Source organism: Rhizobium aethiopicum, from assembly GCF_900094625.1.
Taxonomy (GTDB): domain Bacteria; phylum Pseudomonadota; class Alphaproteobacteria; order Rhizobiales; family Rhizobiaceae; genus Rhizobium; species Rhizobium aethiopicum.
This window is the reverse complement of record NZ_FMAJ01000009.1, coordinates 131,931-150,033: the sequence shown is the minus strand read 5'-3', so window position 1 is coordinate 150,033 and position 18,103 is coordinate 131,931. Positions and strand designations below refer to the sequence as shown.

Sequence of the window (18,103 nt, the reverse complement as noted above, 5' to 3'; positions counted from 1 at the left end):
CAGCGCATTCCAGTTGAGGAGCCCGCCCATGACCAATGCTTCCACCGAATCCTTCTTCAATCGCTCGCTTGCGGATGTCGATCCGGAAATCTTCGGCGCGATCGGAAAGGAACTCGGTCGCCAACGGCACGAGATCGAACTGATCGCTTCCGAGAACATCGTCTCCCGCGCCGTGCTGGAAGCCCAGGGCTCCATCATGACCAACAAATATGCCGAGGGTTATCCCGGCAAGCGTTATTACGGCGGCTGCCAGTTCGTCGACATCGCCGAGGAACTGGCGATCGAGCGCGCCAAGAAGCTGTTCGGCGTCAATTTCGCCAACGTTCAGCCGAATTCCGGCTCGCAGATGAACCAGGCCGTGTTCCTGGCGCTGCTGCAGCCCGGCGACACTTTCATGGGTCTCGACCTGAATTCGGGCGGCCACCTGACGCATGGTTCGCCGGTCAACATGTCCGGCAAGTGGTTCAATGTCGTCTCCTACGGCGTACGCGAAGGTGACAACCTTCTCGACATGGATGAGGTCGCCCGCAAGGCCGAGGAGCACAAGCCGAAGCTGATCATCGCCGGCGGCACCGCCTATTCCCGTATCTGGGACTGGAAGCGCTTCCGCGAGATCGCCGACAGCGTCGGCGCCTATCTGATGGTTGACATGGCCCACATCGCCGGCCTCGTCGCCGGTGGGCAGCATCCGTCGCCGTTCCCGCACTGCCACGTCGCGACGACGACGACCCACAAGTCGTTGCGCGGCCCGCGCGGCGGCGTCATCCTCACCAATGAGGAGGATCTCGCCAAGAAGTTCAATTCGGCAGTCTTTCCGGGTCTGCAGGGTGGTCCGTTGATGCACATCATCGCCGCCAAGGCCGTCGCCTTCGGTGAGGCGCTGCAGCCGGAATTCAAGGATTACGCTGCTCAGATCGTCAAGAACGCCCGGGCGCTTGCCGAGACACTGATCGCTGGCGGCCTCGACGTCGTCTCCGGCGGCACCGACAACCATCTGATGCTTGTCGACCTGCGCAAGAAGAACGCCACCGGCAAGCGCGCCGAGGCCGCGCTCGGTCGCGCCTACGTCACCTGCAACAAGAACGGCATTCCCTTCGATCCGGAAAAGCCCTTCGTCACCTCGGGCGTGCGCCTGGGCGCGCCGGCCGGCACGACGCGCGGCTTCAAGGAAGCCGAATTCCGTGAAATCGGCAATCTGATCGTCGAGGTCCTCGACGGCCTGAAGGTCGCCAATTCCGATGAAGGCAATGCTGCCGTCGAAGCCGCTGTGCGCGGCAAGGTGGTCAACCTCACGGACCGCTTCCCAATGTATGACTACATGGGATAAGGAGTAGCGATGCGCTGCCCCTATTGCGGTTCGGAAGATACGCAGGTCAAAGATTCGCGTCCGGCGGAGGACAATACGTCCATCCGCCGGCGGCGTATCTGTCCGGATTGCGGCGGCCGCTTCACCACCTTCGAGCGCGTCCAGCTGCGCGAGCTGATGGTCATCAAGAAGACTGGCCGCAAGGTGCCCTTCGATCGCGATAAGCTGGTGCGCTCCTTCGAAGTGGCGTTGCGCAAGCGTCCTGTCGAGCGTGATCGCATCGAGCGAGCCGTTTCCGGCATCGTCCGCCGGCTGGAAAGCTCAGGCGAGACAGAAATCCCCTCCGAGCAGATCGGCCTGCAGGTACTGGAAGCGATGAAGAGCCTCGACGATGTCGGCTTCGTGCGCTACGCCTCCGTCTACCGGGATTTCTCGCTTGCCGAGGATTTCGAGAAGGTTATTTCCGAAATCAACGCCAAGATCGCCCGCGACCCGCTGGACAGATGAGCAATGAGCGGCACGGGGCATGACGAAGGTTTCATGGCGGCGGCGATCCGCCTGTCGCGCCGTCATCTCGGCCGTACCGCCACTAACCCCTCTGTCGGCTGCCTGATCGTCAGGGACGGCGTCATCGTCGGCAGTGCAGTCACGGCGCTCGGCGGCCGCCCGCATGCCGAGCCGCAGGCGCTCGCGCAAGCCGGCGAGCTTGCCCGCGGCGCGACCGCCTACGTGACCCTCGAACCCTGCTCGCATCACGGCAAGACACCGCCCTGCGCCGAGGCGCTGATCGCCTATGGCGTTGCCCGCGTCGTCATCAGCGTCACCGATCCCGATCCGCGCGTCTCGGGCCGCGGCATCGCGATGCTGCGCAACGCGGGTATCGAGGTGGATGTTGGCGTGCTGGAGGCCGAGGGCCGACGCTCGCTGGCCGGCTATCTCACCCGCCAGACGAAGAACCGCCCCTATGTGACTCTCAAGCTTGCCGTTTCCGCCGATGGCATGATCGGCCGTGAGGGGGCAGGGCAGGTGCTGATTACAGGTCTGCAAGCCCGCGCTGAGGTTCAGGCGCTGCGCGCCGAAACCGATGCGATCCTCGTCGGCATCGGTACCGCGATAGCAGATGACCCGCTTCTAACGGTGCGCACGCCAGGCCTCGAAGCACAGTCGCCGATCCGCATCGTGCTCGATCCCGCGCTGGCATTGCCGTTGACGAGTAAGCTGGTTGAGACGGCACGGGAGGTGCCTGTCATCCTGGTTGCGAGCGAGGAGGTTTCGCCGTTGGCGGCGGATGCCGAGGGATTACCCCCCTTTGTCCTGCCGGACATCTCCCCCACGAGGGGGGAGATGGGCAAGGAGCGCGGTCAGAATTCCGAAGATGACCTGTCACCACCAGGATCTGAAGATGCTGGAATTAGAGTTGGCCAAGATTCGATCTCCCCCCTTGTGGGGGAGAAGCCCGGCAGGGCAGAGGGGGGTGCCTCATTCGCTGACGCTGAATCTCGCCGCACCGCGCTCGAAGCCGCCGGCGTCGAAGTTGTCTACTGCAATCCCTATCACCTCGAGGTCCTGCTGCCGGCTCTTGCGACGCGTGGTATTTCCTCACTTCTGGTCGAGGGCGGCGCAAAGACGGCGCGGCTTTTCCTGGAGGCCGGCCTTGTCGACCGTATCCAGCTTTACCAGGCGCCCGTCGTCATCGGTCAGGGCGGTATTGAATCCCCGTTGCAGGCAACCGACATACCATCCGGTTTCGCCCACAGGGGCACGTCTCTATTCGGCGCTGATCGCCTCGACGAATATGAAAGAGAGAATTGATGTTCACCGGAATTGTCACTGATATCGGTACGATCGAAAGTGTTTCCGCCCTTAAGGAGGGCATCAAGCTCCGCGTTGCGACGAGTTACGATCCTGCCACCATCGACATGGGCGCCTCGATTTCCCATTCCGGCATCTGCCTCACCGTCACCGGCCTGCCTGAAGAAGGCAGCAATGGCCGCTGGTTCGAGGTCGAGGCCTGGGAAGAGGCGCTGCGGCTGACGACGATCGGCACGTGGCAGGAAGGCAGCCGCATCAATCTCGAACGGTCGCTGAAGATTGGCGACGAGCTCGGCGGCCATATCGTTTCCGGCCATGTCGACGGCAAGGCGGAAATCCTTTCGGTGACATCGGAGGGCGACGCCACGCGCTATCGCCTGCGCGCACCCGAGCACCTGGCGAAATTCGTCGCCCCGAAAGGGTCGATCGCACTCGACGGCACTTCGCTGACCGTCAATGCGGTCGACGGCACCGATTTCGACGTCCTGCTCATCCGCCACACGCTCGACGTCACCACCTGGGGTGAGCGCAAACCCGGCGATTTCGTCAATTTCGAAGTCGACACCATGGCGCGTTACGCTGCCCGGCTTGCGGAATTTCCTAACGGGAAAACTGAATGACCTCGCCATTATACTGCGCGCGCACCGTCTCGCAAAAGCCGAGCTTGGCGGCGACCTTCAACGAGGCCAGGTTCTCCGGGCTGATGATGCAACTCATCGGCTTCCCCGGAAAATGTGCTTCCGCCCAGTCGATCAGAGCCGTTAGCGCCTCTGTGGCATAACCGCGGCCGTGGGCTGCGGGCATTAGCGCCCAGCCCACCTCCAGCGTTCCTTCGATCGAGGGCTCCATGTCGCGGCGGGCTTCGAGGAAACCGGCTTCGCCGATGAAGCGGCCGCTCTCTTTCTCGACGATCGCGAGAAAACCGAACCCCATATGGTGCCACATGCCGGCAATGCGCAGCATACGGCTCCAGCTCTGCTCGCGCGTCGACGGCGCGCCGGTGATGAAACGAACGACTTTTTCGTCCGCCCACAGCGCCGCATGCGCCTCGAAATCGTCGAGGCGGTGAGGGCGAAGCGTCAGCCGCTCCGTTTGTAGGGTGGGTATGTCGATCACGATGAGTCCTTGTGGAAATCGCGTTCAGGCGCCGGGCTCGCCTTCCCAATAGTCGAGCTCGCCTTCGGTCCTTCTGATATGTCGGAAGCGCCCGGTTTCTGTCGCGTCCCTGTTTGTCTTGGCAAGGAACTTTCCGGAGTCGGGATATTCGACGATCTCGGTCTTCGCCATCGTTGAAATGCCGAGATAAACGAGGGTTGCTGTGCCGGTATTGATGATCTGGTGCGCTGTTTCCGGCCCGCCGGCAGGTGCGCCGAGCACGTCGCCCGGCTTGATCGCGTGGCGCTCGTCGCCGAAGCGGTATTCGCCGGTGCCTGATATCACATAGAAAAGCTCGTCTTCGACGTGGTGATTGTGGAAGGGGCAGCTCGATTTGCCGGATGGCACCTCATTATAGCTGATGCCGAGGCCTGCCATGCCAAGCAGCGTGCCGAACGAGACGTCGGCGCCTTCGTAGAACTCGCCTTGTTTCCAGCGATCGAGCTTGAGATCAGCGATATTGATGACCGCTTTCGGTTCCACCGCCATGATGTCCTCCTGTTGCAGGAAGAGAAGCTATCATCTTGCCGGAAAATTCAATGGCGATCGCGCGATCACCCTGGAAAATTCCCGGCATGGGCGGAGAGGAGACCGCCGCCCATGCTTCGAGCGCCGCGCGCTTCGGGTAGGGCGCGCCGGACGTTCTGTTGCGTGTAATGGGCTGGAAGCCTCAGCGGACGTAGAAGGTCAGGCTTCCGTCAGCCGCCTGTTCGGCGTTGACGATGTTGCGGACATCGACGCCCTCATTGTTCAGTCGGTGGGTAAGCGACCTGTTGGAGTCGATCGAGGCCTGGATGCCGCGAATGGCCTGGCCGGAGCGTTCCGGGGCCGAGCGCGGACCGGTCGTTTCGTCATCAAGGTTGTGCCAGTTGCGGACCTGCTCGACATTGAAATCATTGCCCTGGAAGGTCCTGAGCGTCTGCTCTATGCCATGGGCGGAGTTCATGCCGATGCTCTCTGCCCGGCTGACGCCGGCAAAGGCGAGGGAGGAGAGGGCTGCGGCGATGGTGATTGTGACCATGCGGTTCATGATATTATCCTTTCATCTGCTTTGACGGTCGGCTGTCGTTGCAGGGGATCGTCTGCGTCACGACCAAGGAATTGGCGTCGCCGCATTCGCGAATCAATGGGTTAAGCCACTGAAAACGCATTAAAAATTCTTCATGAAAACGGCCTTCGAATTGCCATTTTCCGCGCTTGCGGAAAAGCGCCTCGCCAAGCGCTGGACGGCTTGGCACGGATGGTGCGGCTATCCCTTTGTCGATATTTCCTCTTTCGCATTGCAGCGTTGGCCGAAAATGCTTGCCATTCTGATGAAGGCATGTTTTGACCGCGGGCTGTCGAGTGGAAAACGTCGCGCCAACCGAAGGTAAACAATGTCGAGAGAGACCGCTCCCCATATTTTGATCGTTGAAGCCCGCTTCTACGACGACATGGCCGACGCGCTGCTCGAGGGCGCAACCTTTGCGCTCGATCAGGCCGGTGCCACCTATGAGGTCGTCACCGTTCCCGGCGCGCTGGAAATTCCGGCAGCGATTGCCATGGCGCTCGATGGGGACGACAATGGCGGTAGGCATTATGACGGCTATGTCGCTCTCGGCATGGTCATCCGGGGCGAGACCTATCATTTCGATATCGTATCGAACGAATCCTCGCGCGCTTTGATGGATCTCGCGGTCAGCGAGTCCCTTGCCATCGGCAACGGCATTCTGACAGTGGAGAATGACGAACAGGCCTGGGCGCGGGCGCGCCGTTCGGACAAGGACAAGGGCGGATTTGCCGCTCGTGCGGCTCTGACGATGATCGAGCTGAAGCAGAAATTGGGTGCATAACGAATGAACGACGACAAGACGGAACGGCCGGTCAAGACTGCGAACCAGCGGGGCGCTGCCCGCCTGGCGGCCGTTCAGGCGCTTTATCAGATGGATGTCGGTGGCACCGGCGTCCTGGAAATCGTCGCCGAATACGAGGCGCACCGCCTTGGTCAGGAAATCGACGGCGCCACCTATCTGAAGGCCGATGCCGGCTGGTTCCGCTCCATCGTCTCCGGCGTCGTGCGGGATCAGGTCCGTCTCGATCCGCTGATTGCCGCAGCGCTGCAGGACGATTGGGCCCTGTCGCGCCTCGATAGCACCGTGCGCGCCATTCTGCGCGCCGGCGTCTTCGAACTTCTCGATCGCAAGGACGTTCCGGTGGCGGTAATCGTCACCGAATATGTCGAGATCGCCCAGGCCTTTTTCGATGACGACGAGCCGAAGCTCGTCAACGCAGTACTCGACCGCATTGCAAAGCAGGTCCGGGGCGAGGCGAAGAAATAACTTCTTAGCCGCCGACAACCTCCCTACGTCTTTCTTCGTACCGTACTGGTTTTCGCCCGTTGCGGTCTTGACGCCACGTGATCGACCACGCAATCTCCGCACCGCTTAGCTGTGCATTTCTGTGGAGAGGAAAGGCGATTCGGCGGCGTATCTGCCGGAGAAGGAGTGAGCTCCGGCCTATGGGAGGAAAGAGCGAAATGACCATCCTTTTATGCGTAATCGCATGCGGTCTGCTCTCGGTGGTCTATGCCGCCTGGGCAACCCGGTCGGTGCTTGCCGCCGATCAGGGCAACAGCCGCATGCAGGAAATCGCGGGTTATATCCGCGAGGGCGCTCAGGCCTATCTGACCCGCCAGTACAAGACCATTGCCATTGTCGGCGTTGTTGTTTTCATCGCTGCCTGGCTGCTTCTCTCCGTCACGGCCGCCATCGGCTTCCTGATCGGCGCTGTGCTCTCAGGCGCTGCCGGTTTCATCGGCATGCACGTCTCCGTCCGCGCCAATGTGCGCACCGCCCAGGCGGCTTCCGCCAGCCTCTCCGCCGGCCTCGACATTGCCTTCAAGTCAGGTGCGATCACCGGCATGCTGGTGGCTGGCCTCGCGCTGCTCGGCGTCTCCATTTATTATACGATATTGACCTTCGGGCTCGGACATGAGAGCGGCTCGCGCGAAGTCATCGATGCGCTGGTCGCGCTCGGCTTCGGCGCCTCGCTGATCTCGATCTTCGCCCGTCTCGGCGGCGGCATCTTCACCAAGGGTGCCGATGTTGGCGGCGACCTCGTCGGCAAGGTGGAAGCCGGCATTCCCGAGGACGATCCGCGCAATCCGGCAACGATTGCCGACAACGTCGGCGACAATGTCGGCGACTGTGCCGGCATGGCTGCCGATCTTTTCGAGACCTATGCGGTCTCCGTCGTCGCCACCATGGTTCTCGCCGCGATCTTCTTTGCCGGCGCGCCAATCCTCCAGTCCGCGATGATCTATCCGTTGGCGATCTGCGGCGCCTGCATCATCACCTCGATCATCGGCACCTTCTTCGTCAAGCTCGGATCGAACGGCTCGATCATGGGCGCGCTCTACAAGGGCCTCATCGTCACCGGCCTGCTGTCGATCGTCGGTCTCGGCGCCGCCACCTCGCTGACAGTCGGCTGGGGCTCTCTCGGCATGGTCGCCGGCGCCGACGTCACCGGCACGAACCTCTTCATCTGCGGTCTCGTCGGCCTCGTCGTCACCGCGCTGATCGTCGTCATCACCGAATATTATACCGGCACCGGCAAACGCCCGGTCGTTTCGATCGCGCAATCATCGGTCACCGGGCACGGCACCAATGTCATCCAGGGTCTGGCGGTCTCGCTGGAATCGACTGCGCTGCCGGCGATCGTCATCGTCGGCGGCATTCTCGCCACCTATCAGCTCGGCGGCCTTTTCGGCACCGGCATCGCGGTCACCGCCATGCTCGGCCTTGCCGGCATGATCGTCGCGCTTGATGCCTTCGGCCCAGTCACCGACAATGCCGGCGGCATCGCCGAAATGTCGCATCTGCCGCCGGAAGTGCGCAAGTCGACCGACGCGCTCGACGCCGTCGGCAACACGACAAAAGCGGTCACCAAAGGTTACGCGATCGGCTCCGCCGGTCTCGGCGCCCTGGTGCTCTTTGCCGCCTACGCCAACGACCTGCGATATTTCGCGGCCCATGGCGACCAATATCCCTACTTTGCCAATATCGGCGAAATCTCGTTTGAGCTGTCGAACCCCTATGTCGTCGCCGGTCTGCTTTTCGGCGGTCTGATTCCCTATCTTTTCGGCGGCATCGCCATGACGGCGGTCGGCCGCGCCGCCGGCTCGATCGTCGAGGAGGTGCGCCGGCAGTTCAAGCTGAAGCCGGGCATCATGCAGGGAACGGAGAAGCCGGATTACGGCAAGGCCGTTGATCTTCTGACAAAGGCTGCGATCCGCGAGATGATCGTGCCGTCGCTGCTGCCGGTGTTGGCGCCCGTCGTCGTCTATTTCGGCGTGCTTCTGATCTCCGGCTCCAAGGCCTCGGCCTTTGCCGCCCTCGGCGCATCGCTGCTCGGCGTCATCATTAACGGTCTCTTCGTCGCCATCTCGATGACTTCAGGCGGCGGCGCCTGGGACAATGCCAAGAAGAGCTTCGAAGACGGTTTCGTCGACAAGGACGGCGTGCGTCACATGAAGGGCTCGGATGCGCACAAGGCCTCCGTCACCGGTGATACCGTCGGCGATCCCTACAAGGACACCGCCGGCCCCGCCGTCAATCCGGCAATCAAGATCACCAACATCGTTGCGCTGCTGCTGCTTGCCGTTCTCGCCGGATAAAAATGGCGCTTGGCGAATCAAAAAACCCGCCGGAGCGCTCCGGCGGGTTTTTTCGTTCGAAGCTTGTCCGATCAGCGCAGGCTGCTCGGATTCTGCGGCGTTCCGCCGGCGCCGCCGCCGAACAGGCTGCGGGCTGCACTTGCTGCGCTGCCGCCGGAGAGCATCTGCTGAAGGAAGGTGAGTTCCTTGCCGCCGGTCGGCGTAACGCGCCCGATCGTATCGAAGACCTTCCCGTCCTGCAGCGTATAGTTGGCACGCCGGCTGACGACGCCCTCCTTGTCGAAATAGATGGCCAGAACGGTCTGGTCGACGACCTTGAGCTTCTGGAAGGCGACAGCGCGCGTGCGCCGCTGCGAGATATAATAGAAGACCTCGCCGTCGAACGTCGCCGTCGTCGACGGCGTGCCGAGCGAAAGCAGGACCTGTTCGCGGCTCGAACCTTCCGGAACGAGATCGAGCGACTGCTGATCCACGACATAGCCGCCGTTTAGCACGGTGCTGGTCTGGCAGCCTGAAAGAGCTGATGTGGAGGCGATTATGAAGGCAATGGCCGCGCTGCTGAAGAATTTCATGTCAGACTTGAAATACCGTTTCTTCAACGACATCTACTCCCTTGAGTGTCGATAGCAGCCATTTTGGGCCTTGCACGCTTTCCTCCTGCAAAACCATTGTGGCCATTCCGGGTCGAATTTCCCGAATTCGCTTCGCTGGCGCCTCGAAGGCGTCGTCCCGAAACTGGCCACGACCGGCATTGCAATTCGCGCCTGCTTCGGTAAACCAGCTTTCGAAATCATGCAACAAGGCCAGACGCCAGCCGGCGTGAAGAATGAGGCATTTCCGGAAAAAACAATGATCTTCGGGCTCTTCCGCAAGAAAAACAACAATCAGGCGATCGTCGACAGGCAATATGCGGCGCTGACAGCGGCCGCGCGCATGCCCGATCTTTACGAGCGGCTCAATGTACCGGATACGGTCATGGGCCGTTTCGAAATGCTGTCGATCGTCATGATTCTGTTTTTTCGGCGCACGCGCGCCTCAGCCGTCAGCGGCCAGGAAATCGCCCAGGAGATCGTCGACGCCTTCTTCCAGGATATCGACTATTCGATTCGCGAACTCGGCATCGGCGACAACAGCGTGCCGAAACGCATGAAGAAGCTCGCCGGCATGTTCTACGGCCGGCTCGAAGCCTACTCGAAGGCGATGGATACCAGCGATCCCGAAGCGCTCGCTCTCGCCCTACAGCGCAATATCTACCCCGAAAGCCAGGCGCCGGCCGATATGTCCGGCCTTGCCGCTTGGATGGTGGCCGCGGAAGCTCATCTGTCGGCCGTTCCGGAAGAGATGATTGCCGGCGGCTCGGCAACGCTGCCGCCGGTCGCCTGCCCACCGGTCGCCTGAAGGAGGAAACTATGAAAAACGATCCGGACGATGTTCCATTCTCCTATCGCGTCAAGGTCGGTCATATCTCCGCCAACCCCGTCGAGGTCCATATCGAGGCCGACTCCGGCGAGTTGAAGGCGCTTGCCGAGACCTGGAGCGTCGTCTCCGTCGACGGTCTCAGTGCCGACCTGCAGATTGCCCGCTGGAAGCGCGACGGCGTGCGCGTCAAAGGTCGCGTGCAGGCGAAGATCGTCCAGTCCTGCGTCGTGACGCTGGAACCGGTCGAAGCCATGATCGACGAAAGCTTCGAGCAGATCTTCGTGCCTGAGGGCTCCAAGCTTGCCCGTCAGCCCGGCAATGACGCCGGCGAGATGCTGCTCGACCCCGATGGTCCTGATCTGCCTGAACCCTTTGTCGGCGATACGATCGACGCCGGCGCGGTGGTCGCGGAATTCGCCGCTCTTGCGATCGACCCCTATCCGCGCAAGCAAGACGTCGAGTTCGAAGGTCATATCGAGGATAGCGGCGAGAACGATAAAAAGCCTTCCGCTTTCGCGGTCCTTAAGGACTGGAAAAAGGATTGAAGCCTCTCTGGCGTTTGACACAATTCAGTTGTATGCGACGCCAAAACCGGTATTTTGGCCCAAATTTCGCCATCGGCGAAAAGAAGGATCAGGGACGCGTGATCAGAATATCTCTCGACCTCATGGGTGGCGACTTTGGTCCCCAGGTTGTCATCCCCGGCGCCGCCAAGGCGTTGGATCGGCATCCCGATATTTCCTTCGTTTTCTACGGGCTTAAGGAACAATGCGATCCTATTCTCGCCAAGTTTCCGAAACTTAAGGAAAAATCGGTCTTTCACGACTGTGAGCTTGCAGTCAGCATGGAAGAAAAGCCGAGCCAGGCGTTGCGCCGCGGCCGCTATGTCTCCACCATGTGGCGCTCGATCGAGGCGGTGAAGACGGGCGATGCCGATGTCGCGGTCTCGGCCGGCAATACCGGTGCGCTGATGGCGATGGCGAAATTCTGTCTTCGCACGATGGCCAATATCGAGCGCCCGGCGATCGCGGCGATCTGGCCGACGCTGAAGGGCGAGAGCATCGTGCTCGATGTCGGTGCGACGATCGGCGCCGATGCGCAGCAATTGATGGATTTCGCCCTGATGGGCGGCGCCATGGCGCGCGCACTTTTCGAGATCGAACGTCCGACGATCGGTCTGCTGAACGTCGGAGTAGAAGAGGTGAAGGGCCAGGAAGAGGTCAAGGAAGCCGGCCGGCTGCTTCGCGAGGCGAACATCGATTCGCTCGAATATTCCGGCTTCGTCGAGGGTAACGATCTCGGCAAGGGTACGGTCGACGTCGTCGTCACCGAAGGGTTTTCCGGCAATATCGCGTTGAAGACCGCCGAAGGCACTGCCAAGCAGATTGCCGAATATCTGCGCGCCGCCATGTCTCGCACCCTGCTCGCCCGTATCGGCTATCTTTTCGCCAAAAGCGCTTTCGACATGCTGCGTGAGAAGCTCGACCCGAGCAAGGTCAACGGCGGCGTGTTTCTCGGTCTGAACGGTATCGTCATCAAGAGCCACGGCGGGGCCAATGCCGAAGGTATCGCTGCGGCTATCGAAGTCGGCTACGACATGGCTAAGAACGGCCTCAATCAGAAAATAGAAAACGATCTTAAGAAATATCATGCCAAGCGCTTGCCCCCGATGGGCCCGGAAGCTGCATGAGTGATGGGGTTCAATCGAATATGATCCGTTCAGTGGTTCGCGGGTTCGGAGCCGCACTTCCGAAGCGCGTGATGACCAATAGTGACATGGAGGCCATCGTCGACACATCCGACGAATGGATCGTCCAGCGCACCGGCATTCGTCAGCGTTATGTTGCCGGCGATGACGAGACGACCGCCTCGCTCGGCGAGGCCGCCGCGCGCGCGGCCCTTGCCAATGGCGGCCTGACGCCCGCCGATATCGATCTTATCATCTGCGCCACCTCGACCCCTGACAACACCTTTCCGGCAACCTCGGTCAACATCCAGAGCCGTCTCGGCATGAGCCACGGCTTTGCCTTCGACGTCCAGGCCGTCTGCACCGGTTTCGTCTATGCGGTCACAACCGCCGATGCCTATATCCGCGGCGGTTTGGCGAAGCGTGTTCTCGTCATCGGCGCGGAGACTTTTTCGCGCATCCTCGACTGGAACGACCGCACCACTTGCGTGCTTTTCGGCGACGGTGCCGGCGCAATCGTGCTCGAAGCTGCCGAAGGCGAGGGGACATCTGCCGATCGCGGCGTGCTGACCGCGCATCTGCGCTCCGACGGCTCGCACAAGGACAAGCTCTATGTCGATGGCGGGCCGTCGAGCACGGGAACCGTCGGCAAGCTGCGCATGGAGGGCCGCGAAGTCTTCAAATACGCGGTCGGCATGATCACCGATGTGATCCAGGCGGCCTTCGATTCGACCGGTACCACGGCCGACGATCTCGACTGGCTTGTGCCGCACCAGGCAAATCGCCGAATCATCGACGGTTCGGCGAAGAAGCTGAACATTGATGCGGACAAGGTCGTCGTCACCGTCGATCTGCACGGCAATACCTCGGCCGCCTCGATCCCGCTCGCGCTTGCGGCCGCCGCCGGCGACGGCCGCATCAAGAAGGGCGACCTCGTGATGCTCGAAGCGATGGGCGGCGGCTTCACCTGGGGCGCCGTTCTCCTGCGCTGGTAAGCACGAATCCTAAAAAACTGGCGGCGAACAAGAGCTTGACCGTGAGGCGCAAGACAAATACTCTTCGTTCGCTTTCAAAAAATATTTTGTAATGGGCGGGGAAACCATGACCGGAAAAACAGTGACGCGAGCAGACCTGGCGGAATCCGTTTTCCGAAAGGTTGGCCTTTCCCGGACCGAATCCGCCGAACTTGTGGAAACCGTCATCGACGAAATCTGCAACGCCATCGTGCGTGGCGAAACCGTCAAACTTTCCTCCTTCGCCACTTTTCAGGTTCGAGATAAGAACGAGCGGATCGGCCGCAACCCGAAGACCGGCGAGGAGGTTCCGATCTCTCCCCGACGGGTGATGACCTTTAAGGCTTCGAACGTGCTGAAGACGCGCATCCTCAAGGCGCATGTCTCCCGCAAGGTCAAGCTGAAGCCGCAGAATCCGGCTCCCTGATATCGGACTTCCTCTTCTCGGAACGGCTTTTTTTCTCGCACTGGTCCATCCCCTGTGCGCAACGTCGATACATGACTTGAATTGTCGGCGCCAAACCTTTGAAATATGATGAGTCGCCGTTGGATCGAGCCTGCGAGGTTGCGTAGCAGTATGACGTTGGACAAGAGCCCCGATGCCTTCCGCACCATCAGCGAAGTCGCAGACGATCTTGATCTGCCGCAGCATGTGCTGCGCTTCTGGGAAACGCGTTTCCCTCAGATAAAGCCGATGAAGCGTGGCGGCGGACGTCGTTACTACCGGCCGGAGGACGTCGACCTCCTCAAGGGCATCCGACATTTGCTCTACGATCACGGCTATACGATCAAAGGCGTGCAGAAGCTTCTAAAGACCAACGGCAACAAGTTCGTCGTCTCGGTCGGCCACGGCGACCTTGCCAGCGTCGAGGCGCTTGCCTCGGGCGCGCAGGAAATGGGCGCAGGGGAACCGCGTGTCGGCATGGCCGAAGAGGACCAGATTGTCGGCCGCGCCAAGCCGCCGATTACCCGCCGGTTCTTCAATTTCGTCGCCGGCGATGACGAGCAGCCGGAAGTCTCGATCGGCAAATCGAGCGTCGGCAAGGAAGACAGGGCGCTGCTTCAGGAGGCCCTTTACGACCTCCTGGAATGCAAGCGTTTGCTCGATCAGGTGCGCTGAATGTTCAGGTTTCCGTAAGCTGCTTCATCGCCTGTTCGAGCTCGCTGAGCTGGAACGGCTTTCGCAGCACAGGCAGCGCGCTGGGGCTGCTGCCTTCCGGTGCGCTGCCATAACCCGTTGCGTAGAGATAGGGTTTGCCGCGCTCATCGAGCAGCTTGGCGACCGGCAGCGAGCTGCGGCCGGCGAGGGAGACGTCGAGGATCGCGGCATCGAACTCCGTGTCCCTGGCGGTTGCAAGTGCTCGTTCCAGATCGGGAGCGCTCGCGCAAACCCGATAGCCGAGATCGCTGAGCATGTCCTCGAGCAACATGGCGATCAGCGCATCGTCCTCGACGATGAATATGTCTTTCATGATCCCGTCCACCCATTCCCCTTGCCGGGCACGAAGATTTATGTGGACCGCTTGCCAAGCGCGTCAAGACGCGACCCGCAACGGTGGTAAAGCCTGTCGCGCAAAACAGTGCAGCAGTTTTGCGACGCCGACATGTGTAAACATAAAAGCTTAAGACGCAGCAAGCGAATCCGAAAGATCGTGCCGCGCTTTGGAAACAGCATATTGCCCGGCGAAATTCGATGTGCAAAAGCTTGGATGCCGTCTCCGCGACGGCCGATAAGGGGTGTGGGATGGATTTTCTGAGTGCCACGGATTGGCTGCGTCACAGGCCGGGCTTTACTTATCCGTTGGCCGTTGCCTTTGTTGGTCTGACCTTTTTGCTGAGGCTTGCCGCCAGCGACTATCTCTCCGGTTTTCCGTTCCTGAGCTTCCTTCCGGCGATCCTGCTCGCAAGTTTCATGGGCGGTGCCGGACCGGGCCTTGTGGCGGCCATGCTCGCCGGTTTCATCGTCCAGCAGTTTTTCGTCGAGCCCCACGATGTTTTCTGGCCGGTAAGCGCCAGTCAATGGATTGGTCTTGCGACCTTTTTCATCAATGCAGTGATCATCGTTGGCCTAATGGAGTTGATTGTTGCCGCCCACAGCAGGCAGAGCCGCCTGCGCAGCGAACTCAACAGCTTCAACGCGCGCCTTGAAGAGACGGTGGCCCAGCGCACGGCCGAACTCCGGCATGAGATGGACGAGAACGCCGCCGCCCAGGCACAGGTGCGCCAGCTGCAGAAGATGGAGACCATCGGTCAGCTTACCGGCGGCGTCGCCCACGATTTCAACAACATGCTGGCGATCATCATCGGTAACCTCGATCTCGCTCAGCGGCGGATGACCGGGCACGAAGATCCGCGCCTGCTGAACTCCCTCCAGAATGCCAGAGACGGAGCTCAGCGGGCCGCTGTATTGACCGCGCGTCTTCTCGCCTTCTCGCGCCAGCAGCCACTGGCCCCGGAGGTCATCGACGTCAATAAGCTGGTCGGCGGCATGTCGGAGTTGCTGCGGCGCACGCTCGGCGAACATATCCGGATCGAGACGGTGCTTGCTGGCGGCCTCTGGCCGACTTTCGCGGATCTGAGCCAACTCGAAAACGCCATGCTGAATCTTGCCGTCAATGCGCGCGACGCCATGCCCGGCGGTGGCCATCTGACGATCGAGACCGCCAACACCGAACTTGACGAGCGATATTCGCGTATGCATTCGGAGGTCGAGGCTGGCCAGTATGTGATGATCAGCATTACCGACACTGGCACCGGCATGTCGCCCGATGTAATCGACCGCGCCTTCGACCCGTTTTACACCACCAAAGGACCCGGCAAGGGGACCGGTCTGGGATTGAGCCAAGTCTACGGCTACATCAAGCAGAGCGGCGGCCACATCAAGATCTATTCAGAGATCGACCGGGGAACGACGCTGAAAATCTATCTGCCGCGGCATGTCGGCAAGGCGGATGCTCGGCTTGCCGCCGCGGGCGCCCAACCGATTCCCCAGGGAAGCGTCAACGACACTATCCTGGTGGTGGAGGACGATGAGCACGTCCGCACCATGACCGCCGAAAGCCTGCACGAACTCGGTTACACCGTGTTGCAAGCGGCAAGCGGCGTGGAAGCGCTTCTGCTTCTGGAGGGGAATCGCGACGTCGACCTGATCTTCACCGATATCGTTATGCCGCAGATGAGCGGACGTCAGCTTGCCGATGCCGTTCAAGAAAAATGGCCGGCGATCCGGATCCTTTACACGACGGGCTACACTCGAAACGCCATCGTCCACAATGGTGTGCTTGATCACGGCGTTTCGCTGCTCGCCAAGCCTTTCAGCCTGGAGCAACTCGCCCATAAGATCCGCGAACTCCTGAACGTGCCTGTGAGAGCGGGAGAAGAGGGGACGTGAAGTCGCAATGCGCGTCTCCAGCCCCCAAACCCCTATTCGAGAACCTGGATCACGCGGTGCGTCTTCGGCTCGACGATCACGCGCCGCTCGTTGATGACGGTGTAGCCATAGCCGTCGACATTGGGCACGGTATGGACTTCAACCGTATCCGGCAGCGTTGCGCCGACCGTGATCTCGCCGTCATAGACGATGGATGGCGTGTTTTGCTCCATCACATAGGTCCGCACCTCGCCGGGCAGGACGACGGAGCCGGTTGGTGCGGGGTCGGTGACGACGACGGTGCTCTGTGCGAAGGCGGTCGAGCAAATGGTCAGCATGGCGGCCGTGGCCAGCACGATCTTGCGCATGAGGATGTTCTCCTTTTTGAACTTGGACATCAAGGCAACGCCGGCCTTACGGCATAGTTCCGCCACCCTCTCGCCCTCGTGGCGAGTCGGGGTGCCAATTGTTTGTTGCTAAACTGATTTATGCACCATACGGTTGAGCCGTCCGAATCAGGTTTGGCGAGTCGTCCGATGGCGTCAGGGTCGGGCTCTTTACTCTTCGTTAACCATGTCGGCGATTTATGTCAGGTGAACGGCCGGACGGCCGTTGATTCGAAGGTCCGTCGCGTTCGGTCTGCGAATGGATATCTGGAAAGACGATTACGGCGGCTCGAGACATGCGCCTGGGGAAGACGATATCGCTGGTGGCCGTGGCGGGCGTAATGTCCGGCTGCACGTCGACAGGCGGTGTGCGACAGCCTTCAGGGCCGGAGATGGTGGCGCCTGAGAAGGCGCTGGTCCTGCCGCCGCCGGGCGGCCCGTCGATTATCAGCGTCGTCGAGCGCAAGCGCGGCAATGGCGTCGAACAGACGATCTCGCTGTTTACCTCATCGTCCGTTCCCGGCCAGAATTTTCTGAAGGCCCAGTTCCTTGGCGCTTCGGGAGCCAATCCCGGGATGGGCAATGCCAAATTCAGCATGATCAACGAGAGCGGCATTGCTCGCGAGGTCGCCCGTTCGGCCCCGGGCGTGCCGATGGCGACATCGGCGACTTTCTTGCAGAACGCCTATGGTCCCTTCGGCTATGCCTCCGGCCGCAGCCGCGCCGGGGACACCTGCATCTATGCCTGGCAGCAGATCCGCTCGAGCGCGGCCGCCAATACCCAGGCACGCAATTTCGGCATGATCCAGCTGCGCCTGCGCCTGTGCGATGCCCGCGCAACCGAGCGCCAGCTGCTCGGCATCGTCTACGGCTATACCATCACCGGCACCTTCGACGGCCTGACCTGGAATCCGTACGGTAACCCGCCGCCTGCCGACGCGGCGCTCGGGCGTACCGGTGAACCGATCTATCCCGATGAGGGCGGATATCGCCCGAGCCCGATGCCGATCGGTTATGAGCCGGCGCCCGCCGCAGTCCGTCTGCCTCGGAAGGCACCTGTTCGCAGCGCCCCGAGCCCGCAACCGGCTCAAGGCGCCGCACCCTTGCCCGCGCCCATCGGTCCGCGCGTGCCGCTGCCGAGCGAGGCGCCACAGACGAGTGCAGCGCCGGACGCGGCCGCCGCCCCGCTGGAACAATCGGCAAGAGCGATCGGCGCCACCGTACCCTCGCCGGACTGCATGGGCGACGCGGCCATGACGGCCGTCTGCCGGAGATAACGAGCGTGCCGGGGTGCCTGACCG

General features: G+C 61.3%; 21 protein-coding genes. 15 read left to right on the top strand and 6 right to left on the bottom strand.

What is annotated here, in order from left to right; translation table 11 throughout:
- Positions 1-28: 28 nt before the first annotated feature.
- From glyA to GA0061105_RS20035, 4 genes are read left to right on the top strand one after another with little or no spacing between them, the layout of a single operon-like run.
- Positions 29-1,327 carry a serine hydroxymethyltransferase gene (gene glyA, locus GA0061105_RS20050; RefSeq protein WP_064692520.1) on the top strand — a complete coding sequence of 433 codons (1,299 nt, stop codon included), beginning with the start codon at positions 29-31 and terminating at the stop codon, positions 1,325-1,327.
- A 9-nt stretch (positions 1,328-1,336) separates the two neighbouring features.
- Positions 1,337-1,813, top strand: a complete 477-nt coding sequence (gene nrdR, locus GA0061105_RS20045; RefSeq protein ID WP_092752416.1) for a transcriptional regulator NrdR — start codon at positions 1,337-1,339, stop codon at positions 1,811-1,813.
- Positions 1,814-1,816: 3 nt separating this feature from the next.
- Positions 1,817-3,118 carry a bifunctional diaminohydroxyphosphoribosylaminopyrimidine deaminase/5-amino-6-(5-phosphoribosylamino)uracil reductase RibD gene (gene ribD / locus GA0061105_RS20040; RefSeq protein WP_092752414.1) on the top strand — a complete coding sequence of 434 codons (1,302 nt, stop codon included), beginning with the start codon at positions 1,817-1,819 and terminating at the stop codon, positions 3,116-3,118.
- Positions 3,118-3,738 carry a riboflavin synthase gene (locus tag GA0061105_RS20035; RefSeq protein WP_092752412.1) on the top strand — a complete coding sequence of 207 codons (621 nt, stop codon included), beginning with the start codon at positions 3,118-3,120 and terminating at the stop codon, positions 3,736-3,738. Before ribD ends, GA0061105_RS20035 begins: the two co-directional genes overlap by 1 nt.
- Here the strand turns inward: GA0061105_RS20035 and GA0061105_RS20030 are convergent.
- From GA0061105_RS20030 to GA0061105_RS20020, 3 genes are all read right to left on the bottom strand, one after another.
- Complete coding sequence (locus GA0061105_RS20030; protein WP_092752410.1) at positions 3,719-4,234, bottom strand: GNAT family N-acetyltransferase; 516 nt, start codon at positions 4,232-4,234, stop codon at positions 3,719-3,721. The two genes, GA0061105_RS20035 and GA0061105_RS20030, sit on opposite strands and share 20 nt — an antisense overlap.
- 24 nt (positions 4,235-4,258) lie before the next feature.
- The gene (locus tag GA0061105_RS20025) at positions 4,259-4,762 is read right to left on the bottom strand and encodes a cupin domain-containing protein (RefSeq protein ID WP_092752409.1); all 504 of its coding nucleotides are present in this window, start codon (positions 4,760-4,762) and stop codon (positions 4,259-4,261) included.
- A 181-nt stretch (positions 4,763-4,943) separates the two neighbouring features.
- Positions 4,944-5,303: a hypothetical protein gene (locus GA0061105_RS20020; protein ID WP_092752407.1), complete on the bottom strand. Its 360-nt coding sequence runs from the start codon at positions 5,301-5,303 to the stop codon at positions 4,944-4,946.
- Positions 5,304-5,649: 346 nt separating this feature from the next.
- On the opposite strand from GA0061105_RS20020, the gene GA0061105_RS20010 reads away from it, so the two are divergent.
- The 3 genes from GA0061105_RS20010 (at position 5,650) to GA0061105_RS20000 (ending at position 8,927) form a co-directional block, all read left to right on the top strand.
- A complete protein-coding gene (locus tag GA0061105_RS20010; protein WP_064692527.1) occupies positions 5,650-6,105 on the top strand; it encodes a 6,7-dimethyl-8-ribityllumazine synthase in 456 nt (151 codons plus the stop codon).
- 3 nt (positions 6,106-6,108) lie between these two features.
- Complete coding sequence (nusB, locus tag GA0061105_RS20005; RefSeq protein WP_064692528.1) at positions 6,109-6,591, top strand: transcription antitermination factor NusB; 483 nt, start codon at positions 6,109-6,111, stop codon at positions 6,589-6,591.
- A 197-nt stretch (positions 6,592-6,788) separates the two neighbouring features.
- A complete protein-coding gene (locus tag GA0061105_RS20000) occupies positions 6,789-8,927 on the top strand; it encodes a sodium-translocating pyrophosphatase (RefSeq protein WP_064692691.1) in 2,139 nt (712 codons plus the stop codon).
- Positions 8,928-8,998: 71 nt separating this feature from the next.
- On the opposite strand, the gene GA0061105_RS19995 is transcribed toward GA0061105_RS20000, so the two are convergent.
- A complete protein-coding gene (locus tag GA0061105_RS19995; protein ID WP_064692529.1) occupies positions 8,999-9,532 on the bottom strand; it encodes an outer membrane protein assembly factor BamE in 534 nt (177 codons plus the stop codon).
- A 187-nt stretch (positions 9,533-9,719) separates the two neighbouring features.
- Here GA0061105_RS19995 and GA0061105_RS19990 point away from each other — a divergent pair, with 187 nt between their 5' ends.
- The 6 genes from GA0061105_RS19990 to GA0061105_RS19965 all read left to right on the top strand — a co-directional run bounded on the left by GA0061105_RS19990 (position 9,720) and on the right by GA0061105_RS19965 (position 14,166).
- Entirely contained in the window at positions 9,720-10,325 is a 606-nt protein-coding gene (locus tag GA0061105_RS19990; RefSeq protein WP_064692692.1) for a ubiquinol-cytochrome C chaperone family protein, read from the top strand.
- Positions 10,326-10,336: 11 nt separating this feature from the next.
- Positions 10,337-10,891 carry a YceD family protein gene (locus GA0061105_RS19985; RefSeq protein WP_092752403.1) on the top strand — a complete coding sequence of 185 codons (555 nt, stop codon included), beginning with the start codon at positions 10,337-10,339 and terminating at the stop codon, positions 10,889-10,891.
- Between the two features lie 98 nt (positions 10,892-10,989).
- A complete protein-coding gene (gene plsX, locus GA0061105_RS19980; RefSeq protein WP_064692694.1) occupies positions 10,990-12,036 on the top strand; it encodes a phosphate acyltransferase PlsX in 1,047 nt (348 codons plus the stop codon).
- Between the two features lie 20 nt (positions 12,037-12,056).
- The gene (locus tag GA0061105_RS19975; protein ID WP_092752401.1) at positions 12,057-13,028 is read left to right on the top strand and encodes a beta-ketoacyl-ACP synthase III; all 972 of its coding nucleotides are present in this window, start codon (positions 12,057-12,059) and stop codon (positions 13,026-13,028) included.
- Between the two features lie 106 nt (positions 13,029-13,134).
- Positions 13,135-13,473 (top strand): integration host factor subunit alpha, encoded by a 339-nt coding sequence (locus GA0061105_RS19970; protein ID WP_010019728.1) that lies wholly within the window; start codon positions 13,135-13,137, stop codon positions 13,471-13,473.
- A 150-nt stretch (positions 13,474-13,623) separates the two neighbouring features.
- On the top strand, positions 13,624-14,166 hold the full coding sequence (locus GA0061105_RS19965) for a MerR family transcriptional regulator (protein ID WP_064692531.1): 543 nt from the start codon (positions 13,624-13,626) through the stop codon (positions 14,164-14,166).
- A 4-nt stretch (positions 14,167-14,170) separates the two neighbouring features.
- On the opposite strand, the gene GA0061105_RS19960 is transcribed toward GA0061105_RS19965, so the two are convergent.
- Positions 14,171-14,518, bottom strand: a complete 348-nt coding sequence (locus GA0061105_RS19960; RefSeq protein ID WP_064692532.1) for a response regulator — start codon at positions 14,516-14,518, stop codon at positions 14,171-14,173.
- Positions 14,519-14,790: 272 nt separating this feature from the next.
- On the opposite strand from GA0061105_RS19960, the gene GA0061105_RS19955 reads away from it, so the two are divergent.
- Positions 14,791-16,437: an ATP-binding protein gene (locus tag GA0061105_RS19955; RefSeq protein ID WP_092752526.1), complete on the top strand. Its 1,647-nt coding sequence runs from the start codon at positions 14,791-14,793 to the stop codon at positions 16,435-16,437.
- Positions 16,438-16,469: 32 nt separating this feature from the next.
- Here GA0061105_RS19955 and GA0061105_RS19950 read toward each other — a convergent pair whose 3' ends face one another.
- Complete coding sequence (locus GA0061105_RS19950) at positions 16,470-16,784, bottom strand: DUF1236 domain-containing protein (protein ID WP_064692696.1); 315 nt, start codon at positions 16,782-16,784, stop codon at positions 16,470-16,472.
- A gap of 314 nt (positions 16,785-17,098) precedes the next feature.
- On the opposite strand from GA0061105_RS19950, the gene bcsN reads away from it, so the two are divergent.
- Positions 17,099-18,079, top strand: coding sequence for a cellulose biosynthesis protein BcsN (gene bcsN, locus GA0061105_RS19945; RefSeq protein WP_092752399.1), 981 nt, complete (start codon positions 17,099-17,101; stop codon positions 18,077-18,079).
- Positions 18,080-18,103 lie beyond the last annotated feature (24 nt).